At 27.7% G+C, this 20,280-nt stretch carries 19 protein-coding genes; 8 read left to right on the top strand and 11 right to left on the bottom strand.

What is annotated here, in order from left to right:
- Positions 1 to 201: 201 nt before the first annotated feature.
- Positions 202 to 996 carry a hypothetical protein gene (locus DB313_RS05790; RefSeq protein WP_120104933.1) on the top strand — a complete coding sequence of 265 codons (795 nt, stop codon included), beginning with the start codon at positions 202 to 204 and terminating at the stop codon, positions 994 to 996.
- 153 nt (positions 997 to 1,149) lie between these two features.
- Complete coding sequence (locus tag DB313_RS05795) at positions 1,150 to 2,217, top strand: hypothetical protein (protein WP_120104934.1); 1,068 nt, start codon at positions 1,150 to 1,152, stop codon at positions 2,215 to 2,217.
- Positions 2,218 to 2,999: 782 nt separating this feature from the next.
- On the opposite strand, the gene DB313_RS05800 is transcribed toward DB313_RS05795, so the two are convergent.
- Positions 3,000 to 3,662 (bottom strand): Vsp/OspC family lipoprotein, encoded by a 663-nt coding sequence (locus DB313_RS05800; protein ID WP_120104935.1) that lies wholly within the window; start codon positions 3,660 to 3,662, stop codon positions 3,000 to 3,002.
- A gap of 1,479 nt (positions 3,663 to 5,141) precedes the next feature.
- Between DB313_RS05800 and DB313_RS05805 the strand changes: the two genes are divergently transcribed.
- Entirely contained in the window at positions 5,142 to 5,642 is a 501-nt protein-coding gene (locus tag DB313_RS05805) for an oligopeptide permease-like protein (RefSeq protein WP_120104936.1), read from the top strand.
- 507 nt (positions 5,643 to 6,149) lie between these two features.
- Here DB313_RS05805 and DB313_RS05810 read toward each other — a convergent pair.
- The 5 genes from DB313_RS05810 to DB313_RS05830 form a co-directional block, all read right to left on the bottom strand.
- A complete protein-coding gene (locus DB313_RS05810) occupies positions 6,150 to 6,713 on the bottom strand; it encodes a chromosome replication/partitioning protein (protein ID WP_120104937.1) in 564 nt (187 codons plus the stop codon).
- A 52-nt stretch (positions 6,714 to 6,765) separates the two neighbouring features.
- Positions 6,766 to 7,527 carry a ParA family protein gene (locus DB313_RS05815; RefSeq protein WP_120104938.1) on the bottom strand — a complete coding sequence of 254 codons (762 nt, stop codon included), beginning with the start codon at positions 7,525 to 7,527 and terminating at the stop codon, positions 6,766 to 6,768.
- Positions 7,503 to 8,078: a DUF226 domain-containing protein gene (locus DB313_RS05820; RefSeq protein WP_238614544.1), complete on the bottom strand. Its 576-nt coding sequence runs from the start codon at positions 8,076 to 8,078 to the stop codon at positions 7,503 to 7,505. Before DB313_RS05820 ends, DB313_RS05815 begins: the two co-directional genes overlap by 25 nt.
- 6 nt (positions 8,079 to 8,084) lie before the next feature.
- Positions 8,085 to 9,020 (bottom strand): plasmid maintenance protein, encoded by a 936-nt coding sequence (locus tag DB313_RS05825; protein ID WP_120104940.1) that lies wholly within the window; start codon positions 9,018 to 9,020, stop codon positions 8,085 to 8,087.
- Between the two features lie 124 nt (positions 9,021 to 9,144).
- Entirely contained in the window at positions 9,145 to 10,176 is a 1,032-nt protein-coding gene (locus DB313_RS05830; protein ID WP_120104941.1) for a hypothetical protein, read from the bottom strand.
- Between the two features lie 124 nt (positions 10,177 to 10,300).
- On the opposite strand from DB313_RS05830, the gene DB313_RS05835 reads away from it, so the two are divergent.
- The 3 genes from DB313_RS05835 to DB313_RS05845 all read left to right on the top strand — a co-directional run bounded on the left by DB313_RS05835 (position 10,301) and on the right by DB313_RS05845 (position 13,034).
- On the top strand, positions 10,301 to 10,942 hold the full coding sequence (locus DB313_RS05835; protein ID WP_238614545.1) for a hypothetical protein: 642 nt from the start codon (positions 10,301 to 10,303) through the stop codon (positions 10,940 to 10,942).
- Positions 10,943 to 11,148: 206 nt separating this feature from the next.
- A complete protein-coding gene (locus DB313_RS05840; protein WP_120104965.1) occupies positions 11,149 to 12,498 on the top strand; it encodes a protelomerase family protein in 1,350 nt (449 codons plus the stop codon).
- A 26-nt stretch (positions 12,499 to 12,524) separates the two neighbouring features.
- Positions 12,525 to 13,034, top strand: a complete 510-nt coding sequence (locus DB313_RS05845) for a hypothetical protein (RefSeq protein WP_238614546.1) — start codon at positions 12,525 to 12,527, stop codon at positions 13,032 to 13,034.
- Here DB313_RS05845 and DB313_RS05850 read toward each other — a convergent pair.
- The 4 genes from DB313_RS05850 to DB313_RS05865 form a co-directional block, all read right to left on the bottom strand.
- Complete coding sequence (locus DB313_RS05850) at positions 13,018 to 13,299, bottom strand: acylphosphatase (RefSeq protein WP_120104942.1); 282 nt, start codon at positions 13,297 to 13,299, stop codon at positions 13,018 to 13,020. The two genes, DB313_RS05845 and DB313_RS05850, sit on opposite strands and share 17 nt — an antisense overlap.
- Positions 13,300 to 13,372: 73 nt before the next feature.
- Positions 13,373 to 15,004 (bottom strand): PTS transporter subunit EIIC, encoded by a 1,632-nt coding sequence (locus DB313_RS05855; RefSeq protein WP_120104943.1) that lies wholly within the window; start codon positions 15,002 to 15,004, stop codon positions 13,373 to 13,375.
- A gap of 182 nt (positions 15,005 to 15,186) precedes the next feature.
- Positions 15,187 to 16,824, bottom strand: coding sequence for a PTS transporter subunit EIIC (locus tag DB313_RS05860; RefSeq protein ID WP_120104944.1), 1,638 nt, complete (start codon positions 16,822 to 16,824; stop codon positions 15,187 to 15,189).
- Between the two features lie 198 nt (positions 16,825 to 17,022).
- Positions 17,023 to 18,273: an ankyrin repeat domain-containing protein gene (locus tag DB313_RS05865; RefSeq protein WP_120104945.1), complete on the bottom strand. Its 1,251-nt coding sequence runs from the start codon at positions 18,271 to 18,273 to the stop codon at positions 17,023 to 17,025.
- Between the two features lie 93 nt (positions 18,274 to 18,366).
- Between DB313_RS05865 and DB313_RS05870 the strand changes: the two genes are divergently transcribed.
- Positions 18,367 to 18,933 (top strand): hypothetical protein, encoded by a 567-nt coding sequence (locus DB313_RS05870; protein WP_120104946.1) that lies wholly within the window; start codon positions 18,367 to 18,369, stop codon positions 18,931 to 18,933.
- Positions 18,934 to 18,941: 8 nt separating this feature from the next.
- On the opposite strand, the gene DB313_RS05875 is transcribed toward DB313_RS05870, so the two are convergent.
- Positions 18,942 to 19,634 (bottom strand): ImmA/IrrE family metallo-endopeptidase, encoded by a 693-nt coding sequence (locus DB313_RS05875; protein ID WP_120104947.1) that lies wholly within the window; start codon positions 19,632 to 19,634, stop codon positions 18,942 to 18,944.
- A gap of 67 nt (positions 19,635 to 19,701) precedes the next feature.
- On the opposite strand from DB313_RS05875, the gene DB313_RS05880 reads away from it, so the two are divergent.
- Positions 19,702 to 20,184 (top strand): hypothetical protein, encoded by a 483-nt coding sequence (locus DB313_RS05880; protein ID WP_238614547.1) that lies wholly within the window; start codon positions 19,702 to 19,704, stop codon positions 20,182 to 20,184.
- Positions 20,185 to 20,280: the final 96 nt, after the last annotated feature.

Consider the following 20,280-nt stretch of genomic DNA (forward strand, 5'->3'; position numbering starts at 1 on the left):
TATTAATTTGCTAATAGTATATTTCTTTTATTCAATGCTCCTTATATAAATACATCCGCGTCCCTAAAGATACAAAAAGGTTCCTATAAAAAAGCACTTGGCAACTCATAAAAATATAATCTTGCACAAAGCGCCCCCTCAAAAAAGCAAAAGCGTCCCTACTCTTGTTTTACTCATGTTAGTGTATATAATTGTATATAAATGTTTAATTTTTTACATCTCTTTACAAAGAAACGAAAGAATATTACTAAAAAGCATTCTACTGATATTATTAGCGTCAATTCTAGTGAATTCATTCTATTAGCTACTGCTTTAATTCAGTCTGGCAATATTAAACATAATCTACTTGGTATTATAATGTCAACTGGTATTCCTCTTGCTCATCTGAATGATAAGATTATACTTAAACAAAAAAGTAATAATACTATCATTTACAAGATAACTAATAGTAAAGAATTTATAAGACATACTTTAATTGATCCTAAACTGGTTGTTCATTCTATTAGGGCACTTTATCTTAAAAATCCTTACCCTCACTATAATGCATGGGAACTTAATAGAATTCTTAAAAAAGTACTTCGTTCTAATATTACTACAAAGACTTTAGAGAAAATATACTCTCTAATTCTCTCTCAAAGCACTTCACTAGCTCAAAAGAATGCCTCTGTCAACAACATTCAATTGGTTAGAAAACCTGTTATAGAAAGTTTTGCTAAGATAATACTACATATTAATTCATTTACTCCCCTAAGGATTAATAAAGCTAATCTTGCTTTTTATAAAGCTAGTAATTCTCTTGTTAAGCACACTATTGCTCTTCTTATAGAGGATTTCTTCTCCGCCAACAATCTTGCTACTCATAAAAATACACTACATAATCTTAATGCATTCCTTAAGGTTAAGCTTAAAGAGAAAGGCATTAATTTTAAATCTACTTATAAACATAGAAAAGAGCTTTTATCTTCTATCCTTTCTACACAAAAATCATTTTTCTAACTCTCCTCCTCTTAAACACAATTCATTCTAAAGAAAAGACTCCTTTACAAAGGCTATTTTGATTGTTAAGATGAAGCTTATTAGAAATAAATAAGCTTCTTAAAAGAGCGAAAGTTCTTATTTGTGTTTATAAATGGTGTAAAATTTTAATAAATGCATCTCATAAAACTTATGACGGCTATTCTCTCTCTTCTAGTAGTTGTCCCTAACTCTTATTCTTACAATCATTTATTTCAACACAGGAATGACGGGGTTGATAAATACAATATTGAGCTTTTAAATGATAGCTATGGCTTTTCTTTTAGTGATTTCTTTGATGACCTTCGTAGTGGTTCTATCGTCTTTACTTTTGAATCTAAGTACAACTTTACTCTTAACATAGAAACTCACTCTTTTACCTACAGAGGTTATAAAGATGACCCTATTGCGGTTCAAACTAGGACTGATATTATTGAACTGGGGGCTTTATACTTCTTCCCCTTTACCTTAATAAAAGATTCATCCTACTTTGGTCATATTGATTTTGGCATTGGCTTTAAAAACTTACTTTATGGCAACTGGGGTGGTGCTTTAACACAAAATACTCTGCATCTTCTTGTAAGGCAAACTAGACCCGCTCCTGTAGCCTATGAGCCATATAATTACAGGGGGTTCATCTCCTCTGCTTTTCTCTACTCCTATGGAGGACTACTTTTACTTGAGAACTATCTTGATTTTTCTTACTTTGCTGATTTTTTTGCTAAAATAAGTTTTGGGGTTGATCTTAGAAACAAAGACATTGGTCTTGTTACTAAACTTTTCTTTCAAACTCAAAACAAGATTGACGAAATTAAAGCTTATGCTATAACTCAAGAAGCTGAGAGTGGCTTGGGCATTCAATACAAACTCTATTCCAAAAACTTTACCTCCGTTAACACTATTCACATAGAAAATTTCTCTAGTAACAATCGCTTCTTTAGTGTTGGGGGGTTTGGGGTTATCTTTACCAAAGAATATGATACTCCCCAACAACATGCTATTTTTGCTTTAAGCAATCTATTCTCTTTTGCTTACGAGTGGATGATTCCCTTTCAAATAAGAAGCATACTCTACTACTCTCTTACGCCTCAACTTAAATCCTACGCTGCTATTGCCACCAATTATGATATTAATCTTCCCGATAAAGACTCATTTACTAATAGATTCTCCTCTGGTATCTCTTTTACTCTCCTCTCTCACTAGAATCTAAGCATAAGCCATTAAAATAGATGAAACATTCTTAAGTTCAATAAAGAGTTCATTGCAAAAGTAGAAGTAAAAATACTAGAAAACAACTCTCATAAACATTTGATTCAATTCTAAATAGAACGAATTCTATAGAAACATTGATATATCATAGAATATAAAAACAAATACAATGCTACTGATAGGAAAAGTTACTGATTCATACAAAAAGATAGATATAATCTTCATAATAAATTGATTATCAAATTGAAAAATATCAAAGAAAAGTAACAAAAAACATAAAGAAACAACAGTGATATCATCTCTCTATTTTAACTATTTAATAGTATAGAATAAAAATAATAAAAGACTCTTACTTTTTATTTATTAGAATAATTATTACTAATAATATTTACACTTATTAAACTCAATTCAATGATTTCTATCATATAAACATATAGCCTATTCCACTCAGTATATACTCAATTTTATAAATAATTATTCATTAAATTTATCCATAATGCTACATCACTTTAAACTTAAAAAATGCAAAATACATAAAATATAAACCTTACTTGTAGATTTTAAGTATTAAAGAATAAGAAAATATTATATCTCAAATTTAGAAAAAAATTACTACAACCATTAAAATAACACAACCTAATTCCCTACTCTACATAAAAACAAAAAAATAAAAATAGCGATAAGGCCAAAGAACTATGCCTTAGCCTTATTTATTGACTTTATTTTATACTAATTACTTACTTGATTAAAGATAATCTCCATAATAAAATTTAAACTTATTTAACCTTACTAGGTGATGTAAGTTCTTTAATTGAAGCCCCTAATACTTCTTCAGTAGACTTTACTAAATCCTCCACTGCATTGTTTAGTTTCTCAAGTTCGTCAGCTCCCTTGGTTTTGTCATTATGAGATACCAGTATGGCTTTCTTTGCATCGTCATCAAGAGCTGCTCCTGCTGCTACCCCAAGCGCAACATTTTCGCCCCGCAATTTATTCAAAAATGCAACATTTTTCTCTTTTACAGTAGCAATTTTCCCTTTAATTGCTTCACCAAACTTGCTACCTACTTTTTCTAACTCTAATACTCTTGCTCCGACATCTAACACTACTTGATGCACTCCTGCAAGTAATGAGCTATTCTTACCAACATCAGCTCCAATACCATTTCCCGTAATCTTTTGCCCAATAGCTTTTGCAAGCTCACCTATTGAACCAACTAAGCCATCAACTTTCTTAACACTAGCCATAAAAGCACTGATCTCTTCTATTTTTTTACTTACTGCCGCTAAGTCAATAGCCTTTTCCTGTTTTTTTGTTTGTCCAGATGCTCCTCCAGTTTGACTACCCTCTGAATTTTGACTATCCTCTGAACCTGAATTATTACAAGCTATAAATAAAAATAAAGTCATTAATATTGCACTTAATGTATTCTTCTTCATTATTTGTGCCTCCTTTTAACTATCATTATTAGCCCAAAAATTTCAATTTTCAAGAATTTAACAACAAAATTATTAAATAAAATATTGTTGTCTTTTAATAATAAAATTGACAAATATTTTTATCAAGAATTAGTATACTACAACTATAAAACAATTTAAAATCCAAATACTCAACTGAAATTATCTCAGATAATAAAAATCTCTCTGCAAGATTTAGAAATTATACATCCCATTTACTTTTTTAAATAGACAATTACTCCACACATGTACAAATTAATATTATCGAAAAATCACTTTCCCATATAAATTTTCTACGCTATTTTTAATAGGAATTGTCTTTTGGCAATCTCCCCTTCAAAATCAGATTGCTTAATAAATTTATTACTAATACATTTATCATTCCATTAAAGTATTCTTCTATTTTTTATTAAAGATTTAATTATATCTAAATCAATTAGAATCCCATCATTCCAAAGAAACATTCTCTTAAGTAAAAAGTATAAAGAAATTCATACTGAGAGAGATCGTACCTCTTAATAATAACCTCCTATGATGAAATTTGCTTTCAAGAGTCTTTAAACAATCCGTTAATTATTTGAAGTTTAATATATGATTACATAAATGGATATCTAAAGAAAAAAACTCTTCTCTCAAAGTTACTTTATTTTTATAAATTCTAATCTCCTTTAATTTCTTAATAAATTCGGTTATATATGCAAATATTTCAAAGATTAGTTTCTCCAAATATAATTAAACTAATACTAAAGTTAAATATACTCAAAACCTGAGATCTGCTGCAAACAACTCAAATTTTCAAATAAAAGATCAATAGAACTTAACACCTACAAAACAAAATTCATTAGTAAAGAATAAGATTATTATTCACATGTTGTATTTCTTCCTATAAATTATATAAATAATAATAACTCTAAACAAATTATTTGCGCAATGTTAACATAAACTCAGAAGACAAAAATAATAAATATATTCTTATGGTAATACACACAAACATTGAATTATATACTTTAAAAAGATTTATATCTCTACTAAAAAACTACCAATTTAACATATATTCAAATATGCACAAAATATTATTAAGAAAATACTTTAATTAAAATATATAAACCTTCGAAGCAATCAAAATTAAGACTATCACCCTTTTATAAATATCTGAAATACATGAGTACTTTTAGATTCTTACCTTCAACTATCAAAAACCTAGAACCATATCTAAATTTATATACCCACTTTAGCATAGAATCTTTACATTTATACTCATTGCATAAACAATAAAAATAATCATAATTGTGGTAAATATTATTATCAAATAAAATCAACTATACTTACAAGGACTAATATTTAATTAAATTCTAATGATAAATTACTATCTTAATTTTTCAAAAATATTATTTAAAATCCATTTACAAAAACTTGTAAACAATATACTATGTATTAAACATGATACTAAAAGGAGGGAATGTGTCATTTTCTTTTAAAAATTCAAAATTAACAAAGGTATTTTTAGTACTTTTATTTGCATCGTGTTCCTCCTTAAAGCTAGAACACGATGAATTTAATAGCAAATTAAGAGTATATCAACATTTAAACAAAAACTGTGAACTAAAAGGTGTTTTTGACTATAAAAACAAGATAACTAAAATATTCTTATACGCTAAGTTCAGAAATCACAGTATAGTAAAGCAAACTCCACTAAAGTTAGCAGATGGAACTAAAATAGAAGGCAAAACAAGATATGAATATAACAATAATGCTTTTATTGGAAGCTGGATTAACTATTCTTCCTTTAGTCTCAACAAGATTATTTTAGAGAAAATGCTAAAAGAAGAAGAACACCTTTACAACAAAGAACATATTAAAATTCAAATTGGTTTAGAAGAAGTAGAAATTAACAAATCTAAACTGATAGATTTTTTATCTATGCTTGATGCAACTGAAAAAAAATACGCTCAAAAAAAGTAAAAGACTTAAAGTTAGTAGTAAAATAAACTTGATTACTAATCATAGGTCTTTTACTAGCCTATAAGTAAAAATTTGAATTATATTTATCACATCCTCCACAAAAATAATATAAAAACTAAATTATAAATGTTATAAACAAAAATACATTCTAAATTTATATTTAGTTAGTATTAAGTTTAGATTCATACTGTATACAGATTAAAATAATACTCAATATAAATTGATATCTAGTATAGATTGATATTATCATGAGTATATATAAAACATAAAAAATATTAAGGCAAAAGTTAAAGTTGCATAAAAATCAAATGAGAACAAGACACTTTACAAGTGACAGATCTGTTAAAAGAAAATCCTATAAATTGCATAAAATGACAAAGGCTACCGTAGGGTAGCCAACATATTATTCTAATCAAACAATAAGAGTGAGACTTTAAATCTCAGTCTATAGAATAATTATAAACTATTTTATTTTTTTGTAAAGTCTTTTTTATAGTTTTTATGCGATTAAACTGAATTATCCTTCTTTAAAGTATTATATTTGTTTTGCATTTTATAAAAAAATTCCTTCTCATTCTTATAGATTTCCTTAAGCAAAAAACTAGCAAATTTTATATTAGATTTATAAAAAAGAAAGCACTCTTCATCATCCAATTGAAACCTTAAAGGCTTTAAAGAGTTGACATTGCTTCTACTAACAATATTGCCGTTTTCAAGCACCTTAATGGCATAATCCACTCCTCTATTTAAAATTAAATCATAATCTATTTTACCACTATCAATACCCACTACTAGCTTAATATACCTATATACAGAAGTCTTAGCTATTTTATAATCCCTTATAAACCCTGTAAAACTTTTGTATCCGTCAATAGCATAGTACTTGCTTTCATTAATTTCCTTTAATATTCTAGCTGTCTCTATTTTATTGTAAGATTCTTCTTTAATTAAAACCTTAAGCTTTTCCTTCAATTCTAAATATCTTGTTTCTCGTGTTTTGTTTTTTTTCTTTATTTCACAAGTTTCTAAATCACCTCTTCTAACTATCTCTATTTTTCTAATCTTACTCATTGTATACCTCATTTAGAGTAGTTCCGTTTGGAACAAGTAGTGCCACTTAGAACTATTTATTTATTTTGCTCAAAAATTTTTCCAATATTTCCTCATAAGCTTTATAATAATCTTCATTTGGGTTAAAGTTATCTCTGTAAAAGATAGTTTTTCTTAAGTTATCTCTCTTAGGTACACTTCCTAAGAAATTTTCCTTATATTCATTTTCAATAAATTCCTTTAATTCTTTGTCTATATTTTGCCGTTCTATTAAATTAGTTATTAAATAAAATGTTGGTAATTCACTTCTAAATATATCTCTCAATCTATTAGTCATTAAATCTAAGCTTTCAATTGCCCACTGATCGGTTGGTAAGGGTATAATAAGGTAATCAGTAATTATTAAGCTATTATTAAGCAAACTTCCCAGAGTAGGTGCTGTATCCATAATAATAAAATTATATCTAATCTGTACATAGCTTAAAAATATTTTAAGTAGACTTTCTTTTAAAGATATACTTTCTTCGTTAAATTGACTTAGTGTCAAATGACTTGCTATGAAATCAATGTTTTCACTTATATTTATAATTGCGTTTTCAATGTCTAGCTCTTTCTTTAACACCCTGTATATATTTGTTTTTTTTATATCTATATTTTTGCTTTTTATAAGATTAATATAAAAACTTGTACTGCTTGCTTGTGGATCCAGATCAATTAGTAAGATTTTATACTTTTTACTTGAGAGGATATTGCTAAAAAATAAAGCTGTTGTACTTTTACCAACACCGCCCTTAATTGAAGCTACAGTTATTATCTTTGGTTTTTTTCTATCCATTTTAATATTCCCTTGTCTTTACTATACTCTTTTCCATAGAACTGATAAACTTCTTTTTCCAAATTTAAAGTTCTGCTTAACAATGAATTGTAAAAATTTTTTCCCTTACTTTTTATTTTTAATAATGTATATAGACTTCTTAAATAACAAAAAACACTTCCTTTTTTAAATCTGAACTCAATATAAAATCCTTTGGTTATTCTATTAGTCTTTCTTTCTCCATTTTCCTCGTAGTTTATAATAAACGGTTTTGGTAACTTTGTAAATCCATAATAAATTCCCATGAATCTATCTCCTTCTTTTACATGAAACAAATGTAAGCTTTCATATTGATTAGGGTCAAAAACACTTCTGAAACATAGCCAGAATTTTCCTTTATTTGGTCTTGCTTCAAAATTGTTTAGCATGCTGTAAATCTTTGTGTGATACATCGTTTTACATTCTCTTTCTTCTATTTTTTTAAAGAATTTTTTATTTTGTCTTTCCAATTCTACCTTTCTTGCCATTAATTTTGCTTTTAGTTCGTGTATTGCTCTTTCCGTTTTCATCATTTTTCTCTAGTTAAAAGCTCTTAAGTTCATAATATTTGTTACCAATTCACTTGCCCTTCTTATATCATTTGGATTATCTATGTAGTTCATTTTTGGACTCTGTACTTGAACTGTATTTTTGTAAATTTCTTGTTTTTTTGTCTTATTCTTGTCTTTAAACTCTCCGATTATCATGTCAAAATCAGTATTTGTATTCCTTTTTGACATAAACCATATTTTATTTTTCTTTTTTTTGAGCGTATTTTTGAAAAAACTTAATACAGCCCTTTCTTCATATTCTATTAACTCTTCCATAAAATCTTTGAGGTTCCATAGTGTGTTTTTATAACTTACTTTTGTTTTTACAATTTCCTTCATTTCATTTAAATCTTTTTCCTGCACTTCTTTATATTTGTATAAAATGGTTTTCTCTAATGCTTCTCCTTTGTCTTCTATTGTTTTCATCTTAGAATTCTTATTTTTATTATTTATAACTTCTTTTTCACTTAAAAGATGTGAAAATATTTGATGTGAAATTTTGAATTTTTGGTTTTTTTCTTCTAGTTTATCTCTTTTGGTAGCTTTATTTCTTGCTTGTACTTTTTTGTTTTTCTTTTCGATAAAGTAAGCTTTGCTTATTGCTTTATTAGCTATCTTTTCAAGAGTTTTATTGATTATGTAATGAGTAAAACTGCCATTATTTTTTCCAAGTGGATTAAAATCTGTTTTGAGTAGTCCAATTTTCTCAAAATTTTTAATATCATTTTGTATGGTTCTTTTTGTTACTTTTTTGAATCCTTTTTTTTCTAAGATTGAATTTACCATCATGACCACATTTTTTAAGGAATACTTTCTATTATTTTGGAAATAGTTGCATCGTAATTTTTGAATTACCCAAAATACCTTTAATCTTCTATCAACTACTTTATTAAATGGCATTTTGCTGATCTTTTCTTGCCTCATTTTAAACTCCCATCGTTTGATTTTTGTCTTTAAAATATTACTAACATTCTAGTTAAATGCTAGTAAAAAGTAAAGTCTTTAGTTATAGAAGGTTTTGAATTATAGAACACCTTTTAAAATGTATTTATACTTTTTGAAGTGCTCTAATTGAATTGTTAATTTCCTTTAAGAAACTTAAGAGAAGTGGTTTATATATTTCAAATACAAAGTCTTTTTTTTCTCCATAAGCTTTAAGTTTAAGTATGTAATTATTATCAATGTCTCTTGACATATGAAGTATGTCTTGTGGAGTTAAAATAATGTTTATTGTTTCTTTTATTTCATTATTTTCTGTTTCAGTTCTTTCTGAATTTTGTATTTTTAGATTTTTGTTATGGTTATCGTATATAGAATGCAATAGATACCATTGTTTAGAGTATAAGGTTATATTTAAAAATAAGATATTTAGGTCTTCATTTGGATAATAGTTTGAGATTATAAATATTTTATAATCTTCCTCTGAACTAGTTGGTTTTTCAAAGAAATGAGGAATTTCCATACTATAGACATAGTATTTGTTAAATTCGTCATATTCTTCTTTAAGTTTTGTTTGTTCAATTTCTTTTTTTCTTTGTTCTATTCTTTTTTCGAAAAAACTTTTTGAGATTTCCTTTTCTTTGTCAAAATCTTTTAGAAATTCTGAAATATATTCTTTTTCTATTTTAATTGTGTGTTCTAGTTTAAAATTATCCTTGAAATTTATATCAATGTAATGACCTTGACTTGTATCATGTATTTTAGTTAACAGTTCTCTTGAATTGATTGGATGAATTATAAACTTGCTTTTGTTAAACATTGATTCTGTAGTTATTGTTGCATTATATTTTTGATAATCGAATTTTCTTTTGTTTATTAAAATGTCTTTGGTGTTGGGATTTAAGTTTAAACCTTTCTTTTGTATGTGTATTACCATTTTAAATTTTTCTTCTTCTGTTAGCGGATTATAAGCGCCTACAATAGATAGTTTATCGTCATAGTTTCTACTTATAACTGAATCTTCTTGATAATTTACATTTCCTGATATATAGTTTGTATTATGGAAGTTGAAATTTTCATTTGGAATGGAATTACATCCTATCATTAAAAAAAAGATTAGACCACACTTATAGTACTTCATATTTACATTCCTTAAATATATTTTATATTATTTTGTTATGATGTTGTAGAGATTCTAAATTGTTTTCTGTGTTTTAAGCTGGGTGTTCTTTTTTGCAAGAGGAAATTTTTGTATTGAGGAATTTTTGAAAGAAGATCATAAAATTTTTTTATATTTGATTTGTATTTTTATATTTTGTTCATGTAATTTTGATGGAGTATCAAAATTTATACTGCCTTTAGAGGATGCAATAGGCTTAGAAATTTCAGGTTATGAACGCTTGAGTGATAATAAGTTTAGAACCCGTGTTCATGTTAAAAATTATTTTGACTCTATTAAAGATGTTAACGGTTATTCGTATTATTTTATATTAGACAAATTGGAAGGCCGGGTTATTATGCAAATCAAATTGTGCTCAAAAATAGCAAGTTTATTAGATTATAAATTTGGCTTTATTTTTGACTTTGGGTTTAAATTGAGCTTTTTGAATATTAATTCTGATTCATTTGAATTTAAAGTTGAAGAAATTCTTCAAAGAGAGGACTACACTATAGATACTTTTGGTGTAGGAGATAGTAAATTAGTGTCTACTCATACTTTTAGTTTAAAACAGATAAGGGAAATTAATCGTGAATTTGAGGCTAAGAATTATGTTAGTGATATTAATTCAAACACAAGTGAACTTATGTATTTTGTGGGAGGAACCGAATATTCTGCTTTAAAAGAGGCGTATATTGTTCTATATTATTATGTTTTTAAGGCTATTGAGAGATTTATGCAAGAGTAAAGGATTTGATAGACTTCTTGAAAGTCGTCATGTTAAATTTTATTTGAAATTTATGTTATTAGTAAAGTAGATGTTATTTGAACTATTAAGGTTTTTGTTAAATATATTAATTTGGTATCTTTTTTCCTATTTTTGGTTCGAATTGGGAAAGGATAATAGTTAAAATTGATATTTCTTCTTATTTATTCTTGTATAATTTGTTTAGTATGGCTTTGAAAGTTAATATAAAAACAATTCTTGATATCTTTAGAAAAAATTTAGAAGAAATATATGTTAAGTACTTAAAGAATGAAATTTCGTATTCTAATTTACATCAAAATCTAAAAGTGCTTGCTGAAGAACATAAAAATATTCTTGTAAGAAAAGATAAGTTTACTAACCTTTCTATAATATTAAATCTTTCTAAAACTAGAAAGATAATAAAAGAATATATTAATCTTTCTGTTATTGAGGAGGTAAGAAAGAAAAATAAGCTTTTATTTTTTTGGACACCTAGAGAGGTTAAGGATCTTTCTAATATGGATATAAAAGATTTGTGTAGGATAGAAGAGTTAATGATCTCTCATAATATTCTTGGTAGGAAGGTCTATTTTGAAGATTTTCTAGTCTTGTTTAAAAGTCCTGAATGGTTAAATAATTATTCACATCATTATAGAATTTCAAAAATTAATAGCTATAGAAAAGAACAAATACCTGTTAAGATAAGCTTAAACACTTATATTGAAATAATAAATATCTTGTTAACCCAAAAAAGAGATATTAGGTTAAAGTTTTATGGTGTATTAATGGCAACAGGAAGGCGTCCGGTTGAAATAATGAAGATATCTAAATTTTATGTAGAAGACGGTGAACATATTTTAATGAAGAATATTGCCAAGAAAAAGGAAAGTAATTTAATTCATGAGATTGTCTTTCCTACTTTTGCTGATTCTCGTTTAATTATTGATTCCATAGAAGAGATAAGATACATGGAGAGAACAGAAAAACTTTCAAAAGAAATGATATCTTCCAATCTTGCCTATAGTTATAATAGAATGTTTCGTAAGATTTTTGAGGATATATTTGAGCCGGAAGAGTCTGTTTATTTTTGCAGAAGACTTTATTCTAGATTTTCTTATCTTGCATTTGCTCCAAAGAATATGGAGTTAAATTTATGGATAACTACCGTTTTAGGACATGAACAGGATGATATCATAACAGCTTTTCATTATAATCGTTATGTATTAGAAAATTTAGATGATAGTGCTGATATTAGTTTATTAAGACTAATTAAAAGGCGTATATACACATATGTTAGACGTAAGACTACATATTCTCTTGTTACTATGCAAAAAATAAATTTGCTTATAGAAAAGGGTCATATTAGGGAAGATAATTATGTTAAAACTTTACATGTGATTAAAGACATAATGATAAAGGATAATTTAGAGGAATTGGAAATGCTTAGAGGACTTAACGTTAGAATTCGTAAAGTGTTTAAGCAAAAGTATGGTTATAATTATAACTATGCAAAACTTAGTGAGTATTTGGCTGCTATATTTGGATATTCTATATAGAAATATTATTAATATTAGTTAAGCTTTTGAGTTGGACTAATTTAATTAAGTTAAAGCTTTTTAAAAGAGCTTTATTTGTAATATATTTATTAATGGATATGAAGACAGGATTTCTTTATTTCTTTAAGAAAGCTTTAAATGCTAATGATAATAGGATGGTTTATGTTTCCTATCTTTATGATAGTTTAGTGACAATTGAACCAATGCAGAAGTGGCTAAAGGTTTATTTTAAGGATTCCAGGAGAGGTAGAAAATATTTTCTTCTTTTTAGTAGAACCAAATTAAATGGTGAATTTATCTCTTGTAATTTTTTAAAGACAGAAACCAATTATGGACTTGATATTAAATTTTCCGATGGGAATCTCAATATTTTTTGCAAGGATAGAAAGTCTTTAGAGTTTTTGAAGTTTAGAGTTGAACATTTTTTTAAATCGGGCGCAGGTTGTCTGAGTATAGCAGATGAAGAAAACAATAAAGCGAAAGTTGGTAAAGCAAAAGTAACGGTTAAGGGTAGAAAGATTAGTAGTAAGTCCTGAAATCTTTAAAAGTGAATGGATACTTTTCATCTAAAATTTTTTTCTCAATTTTTTCAATTTTTGAATAACCATTGCCTTTCTTTAAAGTATTTTCAAATGACTCCATTTGGTTTTTATTGTCAAAAAAGGCTACTACTTCTACTCTTCCATCATCTAGGTTTTTAACAAATCCTTTGATTTTCATTTTAATTGCATTTTGTTCTGCAAAAAATCTAAAACCTACACCTTGTACTTTTCCAGAAAAAAAGTATTGATATTTATACATACTCTTACCCTTCTTTTAAAAACTAAAAAGAAGAGCTTTTGAAAGGCTCTCCTTTTAATAATTTATTTTACTTTTATGTCATTCTGTCTATTTCAATTCTTATATTGTCAGATAATCCTCCAAATATAATTTGAATAGCATTACCTTTTTTCAACATTCCACTTGCTCCAAGAGCTTTAAAATAGGCGTCAGACTTTACTAATTCTATCTTATTAACATTTACTCTTAGTCTTGATGCGCATGCGTCAATATATGTAATGTTGCTCTTTCCCCCAAGTCCTTCTAATACTTTTCTAGCGGTTTCTGCTATTCCTGTTTTTTGGGAACTTGTTTTTGCATCAGCTATAGCATCTTCATCTTCATCTTCTCTTCCAGGTGTTTTTAGATTGAATTTTAATATTACAAATTTAAAGATGAAGTAGAATCCTATAAAGTAAAATACTCCAATAACAGGAATCATAATCCAAGTTGTTTTGCTATTTCCTTGAAGTATTCCAAAGAGGAACATATCAATAAATCCTCCAGAGAATGTTAGACCAACCCCAATATTGAAAAGGTGAGCTAATAAGTGAGACAGTCCAAATAAAGGAACGTATACAAAGTAGTAAAGAGCAGGAGCAGCAAAGAGAAATGAAAATTCAATAGGTTCTGTAATACCTGTTAACATTGATGTAAAGCTAGCGGATAGTAACAGAGAAGCTACAGTTTTCTTGTTCTCAGTTCTTGCTGTATGATACATAGCAAGAGCAGCTCCAGGTAATCCAAAAATCATTACTATGAATTCACCACTGAAAAATCTTGTTCCTCTTGCAACTTCGAAATGAGTAGTATTAGGATCTGCAAGTTGTCTAAAGAAGATATTTTGCGCTCCTGAAACTAGTTCTCCGTTAATTTCTAATGTTCCACCAACAGATGTTTGCCAGAATGGCATATAAAATATGTGGTGAAGTCCAAATGGAATTAATGATCTTTTTATTGCACCATATGCAAATGAACCAAAAAGTCCAGATTTTTCTACAACTCCTCCGAATGAAGACATAACTCCTTGAATGAATGGCCAAGTGAATGTTAGAATTGTTCCTGCCACAAACATTACCATTGTGGTTATAATTGGAACAAATCTTGATCCCCCAAAGAATGCTAAGAATCTAGGTAATTGGATATTATAGAATCTGTTATGTAAGAATACTGCAATAAATCCTGCTACCATTCCTCCCATTACGCTCATTTGAAGAGAAAAAATACCAAGTACATTTGTATATTCTTGACTTTTTGCAATTGCGTCTACTTCAGGCATTCCAAGAGCTTTAAGTGCTTCTACATTAGCAGTTGAAGGAGTAATTCCTTGAATAAATAAAACTCCATTTATGGTTTGATGCATAACTAAGAAACCTACAACTCCAGCAAGAGCAGCTGTTCCTTTCTCAACCTTTGCAAGTCCAATTGGGATTGCGGCTGCAAACATTAAAGGCAAATTAGCAAATATTACCTCTCCCGTATATTTCATTAAATGTAAGATAGAACTTGTTACAGTTCCTTGTCCAAGTATTCCTTCAAGGCCATAAGCTTGAATCATTGTGTCATTGGTAAAAGCACCACCAATTCCTAGCAAAATTCCAGCTGCTGGTAGAAGAGCTATTGGCAACATAAAAGCTTTTCCAACTTTTTGTATTGTTGTGAAAATAGATCCTGATGATGTTGACATAAAGTTTCCCCCTCTTATCAGTTATTGTTATTAATTAAAATTTAATATAATTAATAATGTTAATTATATAGACTAGTTAATAGTAACAATATTTATCAATCTTGTAAATAAATTTGAAAACAAAAATTTACAAGATTGATAAAGCAATGCCAATTCGAAAGAAAATGACACTGCTTATAGGATTATAATCCTTTAATAATTTTTTCTACTTCTGTATTAACATTGTCTGATACAACACCAAATATAATTTGTACACCTTCTTTTTGTCTAACAACTCCTTTAGCACCAAGTTCTTTAAAGAAAGCATTATCTTTAACAAGATTCATATCATATACTTCAACTCTGAATTTTGTAATACATGCACTGTGATATTTAATGTTATCACTTCCTCCAAGTCCTTCGATAGTTTTTGTTGCGATTTCTCTTAAGTTTTCAAGTATTTCTTTTGAGCTTGTTTTTGTAGCAGTAACTCCGTCATCTTCTCTTCCTGGGGTTTTAAAGTCGAATTTGACTATGGCCCATTTAAAGACAAAGAAGTATATGAAGAAGTAAGGTATTCCAACATAAATTATGTTTACCCAACTTGTTCTTTCATTTCCTTGAAGTATGCCGTAAAGGAAGTAGTCAATAAATCCATCTGCAAAAGTAACTCCGACTCCGACATTTAGAAGATGCATAAATACAAATCCCATTCCATACATGAAAACATTAAATCCAAAGAATAAAATAGGAGCTGCGAATAGGAATGTAAATTCAATAGGTTCTGTAATTCCTGTTAAGAAAGATGTAAATGCTACAGAACCAAGAAAGGCTGCCATTTCTTTTTTTCGTTCAGGTTTTGCAACCCACCACATAGCAAGAGCTGCTCCAGGTAGTCCAAATGCATGTCCTGGCCATTTACCAACCCAAAATCTTGTTCCCTTTGTGACTTCAAAGTGGCCTGAAAAGTTAGGATCTGCAAGTTGTGCGAAAAATATTTTTTGTGCTCCTGAAACTAGTTCTCCGTTAATTTCCATTGTTCCACCAAGAGGTGTTTGCCAGAATGGCATATAAAATATGTGGTGAAGACCAGTTGGAACTAGTGCTCTCTCAATTGCTCCAAATAGGAATGACCCGAAATATCCAGACTTTTCTACAATCACACCAAGCATAGCAATTACGCTTTGGACAGGAGGCCAAATAAATATGAGTATTATACCAACAATTAGCATTATTGCAGTTGTAATTATTGGAACAAATCTTGTTCCTCCAAAGAATGCTAAGAATTGAGGTAGTTTAATATCATAGTATTTATTGTGAAGATATGCAGCAATAAATCCGGAAACCATACCCCCAAGTACTCCTATTTGAAGAGTATGCATTCCAAGTACATGTGTATATTCAAATGATTTTGCAACAGCTTGCGCCTCTGTTAATCCTGTTTTGATTAAATATTCAGGGTTAACTGTTGCTGCAGTTATTCCTTGTATAGCAAGTGTACTGCTTATAGATTTGTGCATAACTAAAAAGCCAATACCACCGGCAAGCCCCGCAGCACCTTTTTCTACATTAGCAAGCCCAATTGCAATTCCTAATGAGAATATTAAGGGTAAGTTTTCAAATACCACTCCACCAGTGTCTCTCATTACCGATAAAATAATATTTAGAATGGTACCCTGCCCCAGAGTATTTGCAAGCCCATAGGCTTGAATCATTGTTTCATTGGTAAAAGCCCCTCCAATTCCTAGCAAAAGACCAGCAGCTGGCATAATGGCAATAGGAAGCATGAAAGCTTTACCAATTTTTTGCAAAACAGCAAACTTATTTGAAGTAGTAACCATAATAAATTCTCCTTTGATCACTCTTAAATTAAACTCATTTTATATCAAATGGTTTAATCAATATAAAATTGATATTTAAAACGTTTAATTATTGGTGTTTTAAGTATATCATTAATGATAACTTTTATAAAGATATCATTAATGATATTAATTAAAAATACTTAGAAATTTTTACCTTATTAGCTACAAAATTGAATGCTATTTATTTGTAATAGTTTCTAAGTATTGATATAGTGTACTGTCCTTAGGGGCGTAATCCAGAGGTAACTTTTTATAAGAATCTCTTATGTTTGGATTTACTCCTTTTTCTATGAGAGATTTGATGAAATCTGTGTCATATTCATTACTTATAGCATTATGAAGAACATTTTTAGATTCTGAGTCTACTAGATTAATGTCGAAATCTTGTAGCATCATATAATCTATTATATTTTTTGATTTTGAGTTTACAGCGTAAGTGAACATAGGGTTTCCATCAGAAAATATTGTATTTAGTGAAAAATTGTTTTGATTTTGCTCTAAAAAGGCTTTAAATTCATTTAAATTGTCTTTTTTTATGAGTTCCTGTAGCTTACGTTTTTCTTCAATGTATGATTTATATTCATTTTTGATTTTGATGCTTTTTAAGAAATTATTTTTATTTTCTTTTAAATCTATGTAGTAAGGAATAGTATCAATATTATTCTTGTAGTAATCAATAGGAACTTGACTGTTATTTGAATCAATATAATAAATATTTAGTATTTCTTTGAAGTAAGCGTTATTGTCTTTAATGAGGTCAAATTTAACTTCATATTTTTGATGTTTTTTAAATGGAATTAAATTGTAGCTTTTGTCATAAAATAGCAAATCTGTTATTTGTCCTCTTAAATCTTTGATTACGGGAATGATGTTTCCATCCTTATCAACGCTTATGTCTGATATTTTATTATTTAAAAAGGGCAATTTATATTTGTTGTACACTGGAAGAATTTCTTCCTCTAGTATTGCAATTCTATTTTTAATTTCTGTGTTCATTGCTTTAATATAGTTATTATAGTTAGTTGCAATATCAGTTGATGGTTTGTTGATATTTTTTGAATATTTTTCAAAAGTAGCGTTAAATATTGTATATATTGGTTTCACTTGTGACATTAATTCCATTTTTATTGGTTCTTTAAAGCTTAAAAGATATGTTTGTAGGAATGTTTCGTTTATTTTGTGTATTTCAAAGAAATCTTTTTCAAAATCATTGAAATCTTCTAATAATTGTTTTTCTGAGAAATAGTAGGACAGGTTGGAACTGAGTATGAATAGCATAAATAGAGTTAAGTAATATAAAAAGTTAAACTTTTTAAGTCTTCTCTTAATTTTTTCTCTTAAGTTTTTGTTAAAAATAGTAAAAGATGTAATTCCTATGATGATATATCCAAGGTATATAAAGATTGTGTGTAGTGTATAATTGCTCATTTGAATTCCTTTAAGTCAATCTTTTTACATTATATCAAAACAGATATATTTTATTTACTTTACTCTTCTAAAAAGTTATAATTGGGTTTCTCTATGCGAGTACTTTCAAATTTTATTTATATATTTGTCATTTTTTTGTTTTTTTTAAGTTGTTCTACCGTTTTATTAGATGAACCTAGGAAAGAAGATGACCCAGACTTGTTAGCTTTAAGAAATTTGATGGTGTATCCTGAACTTAAGATTTCAAATTTTGATATGAAAATTTATGAAAAATTAAAAAATTATCATGAACATAATTTTGAAATTTTGGAAAGAGAAGATGAGGACCCAGTTTATATTTCTGAATCTAGTTATAAGGAAAATATTGATTACATTAAAGAGCTTTATTTTTATAATAAAAAACTATATAAAGTTGTTTTGGCATATAGCTCAGTGCAAGGTTCTCCTTTCAAATCCGAAATGCTTAAGTATTTAAAGAAACATAATATTAAAGAAAAGTTTCCTTTAAGAATAAGGTTCCCTACTTATAAAACATGTATTGACGGTAGTAATTGGATTGTGCTTAAAAAAGATTTTTTCGATATGATTATGCAGGATAAGAATGCTTTGCTTGTTTCTAATCGAATAATGGAAAATATAGTTAGAAGATTTTCCGAATGATGAGTAATTTACTCTAACTCTTCAAATATTTTTTTTATGGTTTCCTTTCTTCTGATTTCTCTTTTTTCTAAGTCAATTGCTATTGATTCTTTTAGTTTGTCTACATTTTGAAGTAAAAGTTCTGTGTTTTTTTCTTTGTTTTTGTGAGTAACTTTTAGTATCTTTTTTTGCTTTATTGATTTTTCAAATTTGTGGATATCTTTAAGCATGCTTAGTTTGAAGTGTATTATATTTTCAGATACTTGAAATTCTTTTGCCATTGCCCTTTGTGGATATTGTATTGATTTATATTGAGGTACTTTGAGCTTTAGGGTAGTAGTTGGAATTAATAAGTTTGTTGCAAATATGTTAGCTTCCGTTGTCATATTGTTGTCTTGAATATTAAGTGTATCTGTTATTTTTGATGGATTTGAAACTTTGTGTTTATGCATTAAGTAATGGCCGAGTTGCTTTGCTATTTCAAATCTTTTAGTAATAAGAGGCATTGATTCATTTATGTATATAGCTTTTTTATTTGGTTTAATATAAGCAGAAAAGTTTTTGTATTTATCTTCAAATGCAATTTCAAATACTTTAAGTCCTTCGCCTATTGCAATCTTTATTATTGGAACTGGGATGAGTAACACAGAATATTTTGAAATTATATAGTTAGAATAAATATAAGGGGTTTTAATATATGAGCTGAAGTTATTAGATTCCATTTAATATAAATATTCTCCTTTTTACATTTTATAATATAATCTAGTTATGCGGTATAGTTTTTTTTGTTTGTTTTGTTTTTTTTCGTGTAGGACTTTAGATGTTAATGAAGTTTTTGATAAAAAGTTTGACAAAATTGAAAGAGCTAATTATTTTCTTTACTTTTATCCAGATAGCCAAATTTACATCAAAAAGGATAAGTCTACTAATGATTATTCTGTATTTTTAAATGTTATTCTCGATTCTAGCTTGAATTTAAATAATGGGTATTTGAAGTTAGTGCAAGACGATAATTATATTGGAGATATTAATATTTCTAAAGTAGTTAGTATTGGAAATTTTAAGTTTTTGTATGTTAATGTTGATAGGAATAATGCTAATCTTATTTTAAGAGCTTTAAATCCTTATAAAAAATTGTCTTTTGTGCTAAACAGAAATTCTTATCAAGTGTGGACTAAGGGAACTCTTAAATATGATGCTAGGTTTATTGATGTTGATTTTAAGAGCACCAGAGATACTCTTAAATATGCTCTTGAGAGTAATATTTTATAGAAAATTATATTACTGTTTTAAAGTACATAATAATATTTAAATTATTGTAACTATTTGTAGCATTTAATGGCTTCTAATAAGTTATGTGTTAAGTTA

The sequence above is a fragment of the Borrelia turcica IST7 genome, from assembly GCF_003606285.1.
Classification (GTDB): Bacteria; Spirochaetota; Spirochaetia; order Borreliales; family Borreliaceae; genus Borrelia; species Borrelia turcica.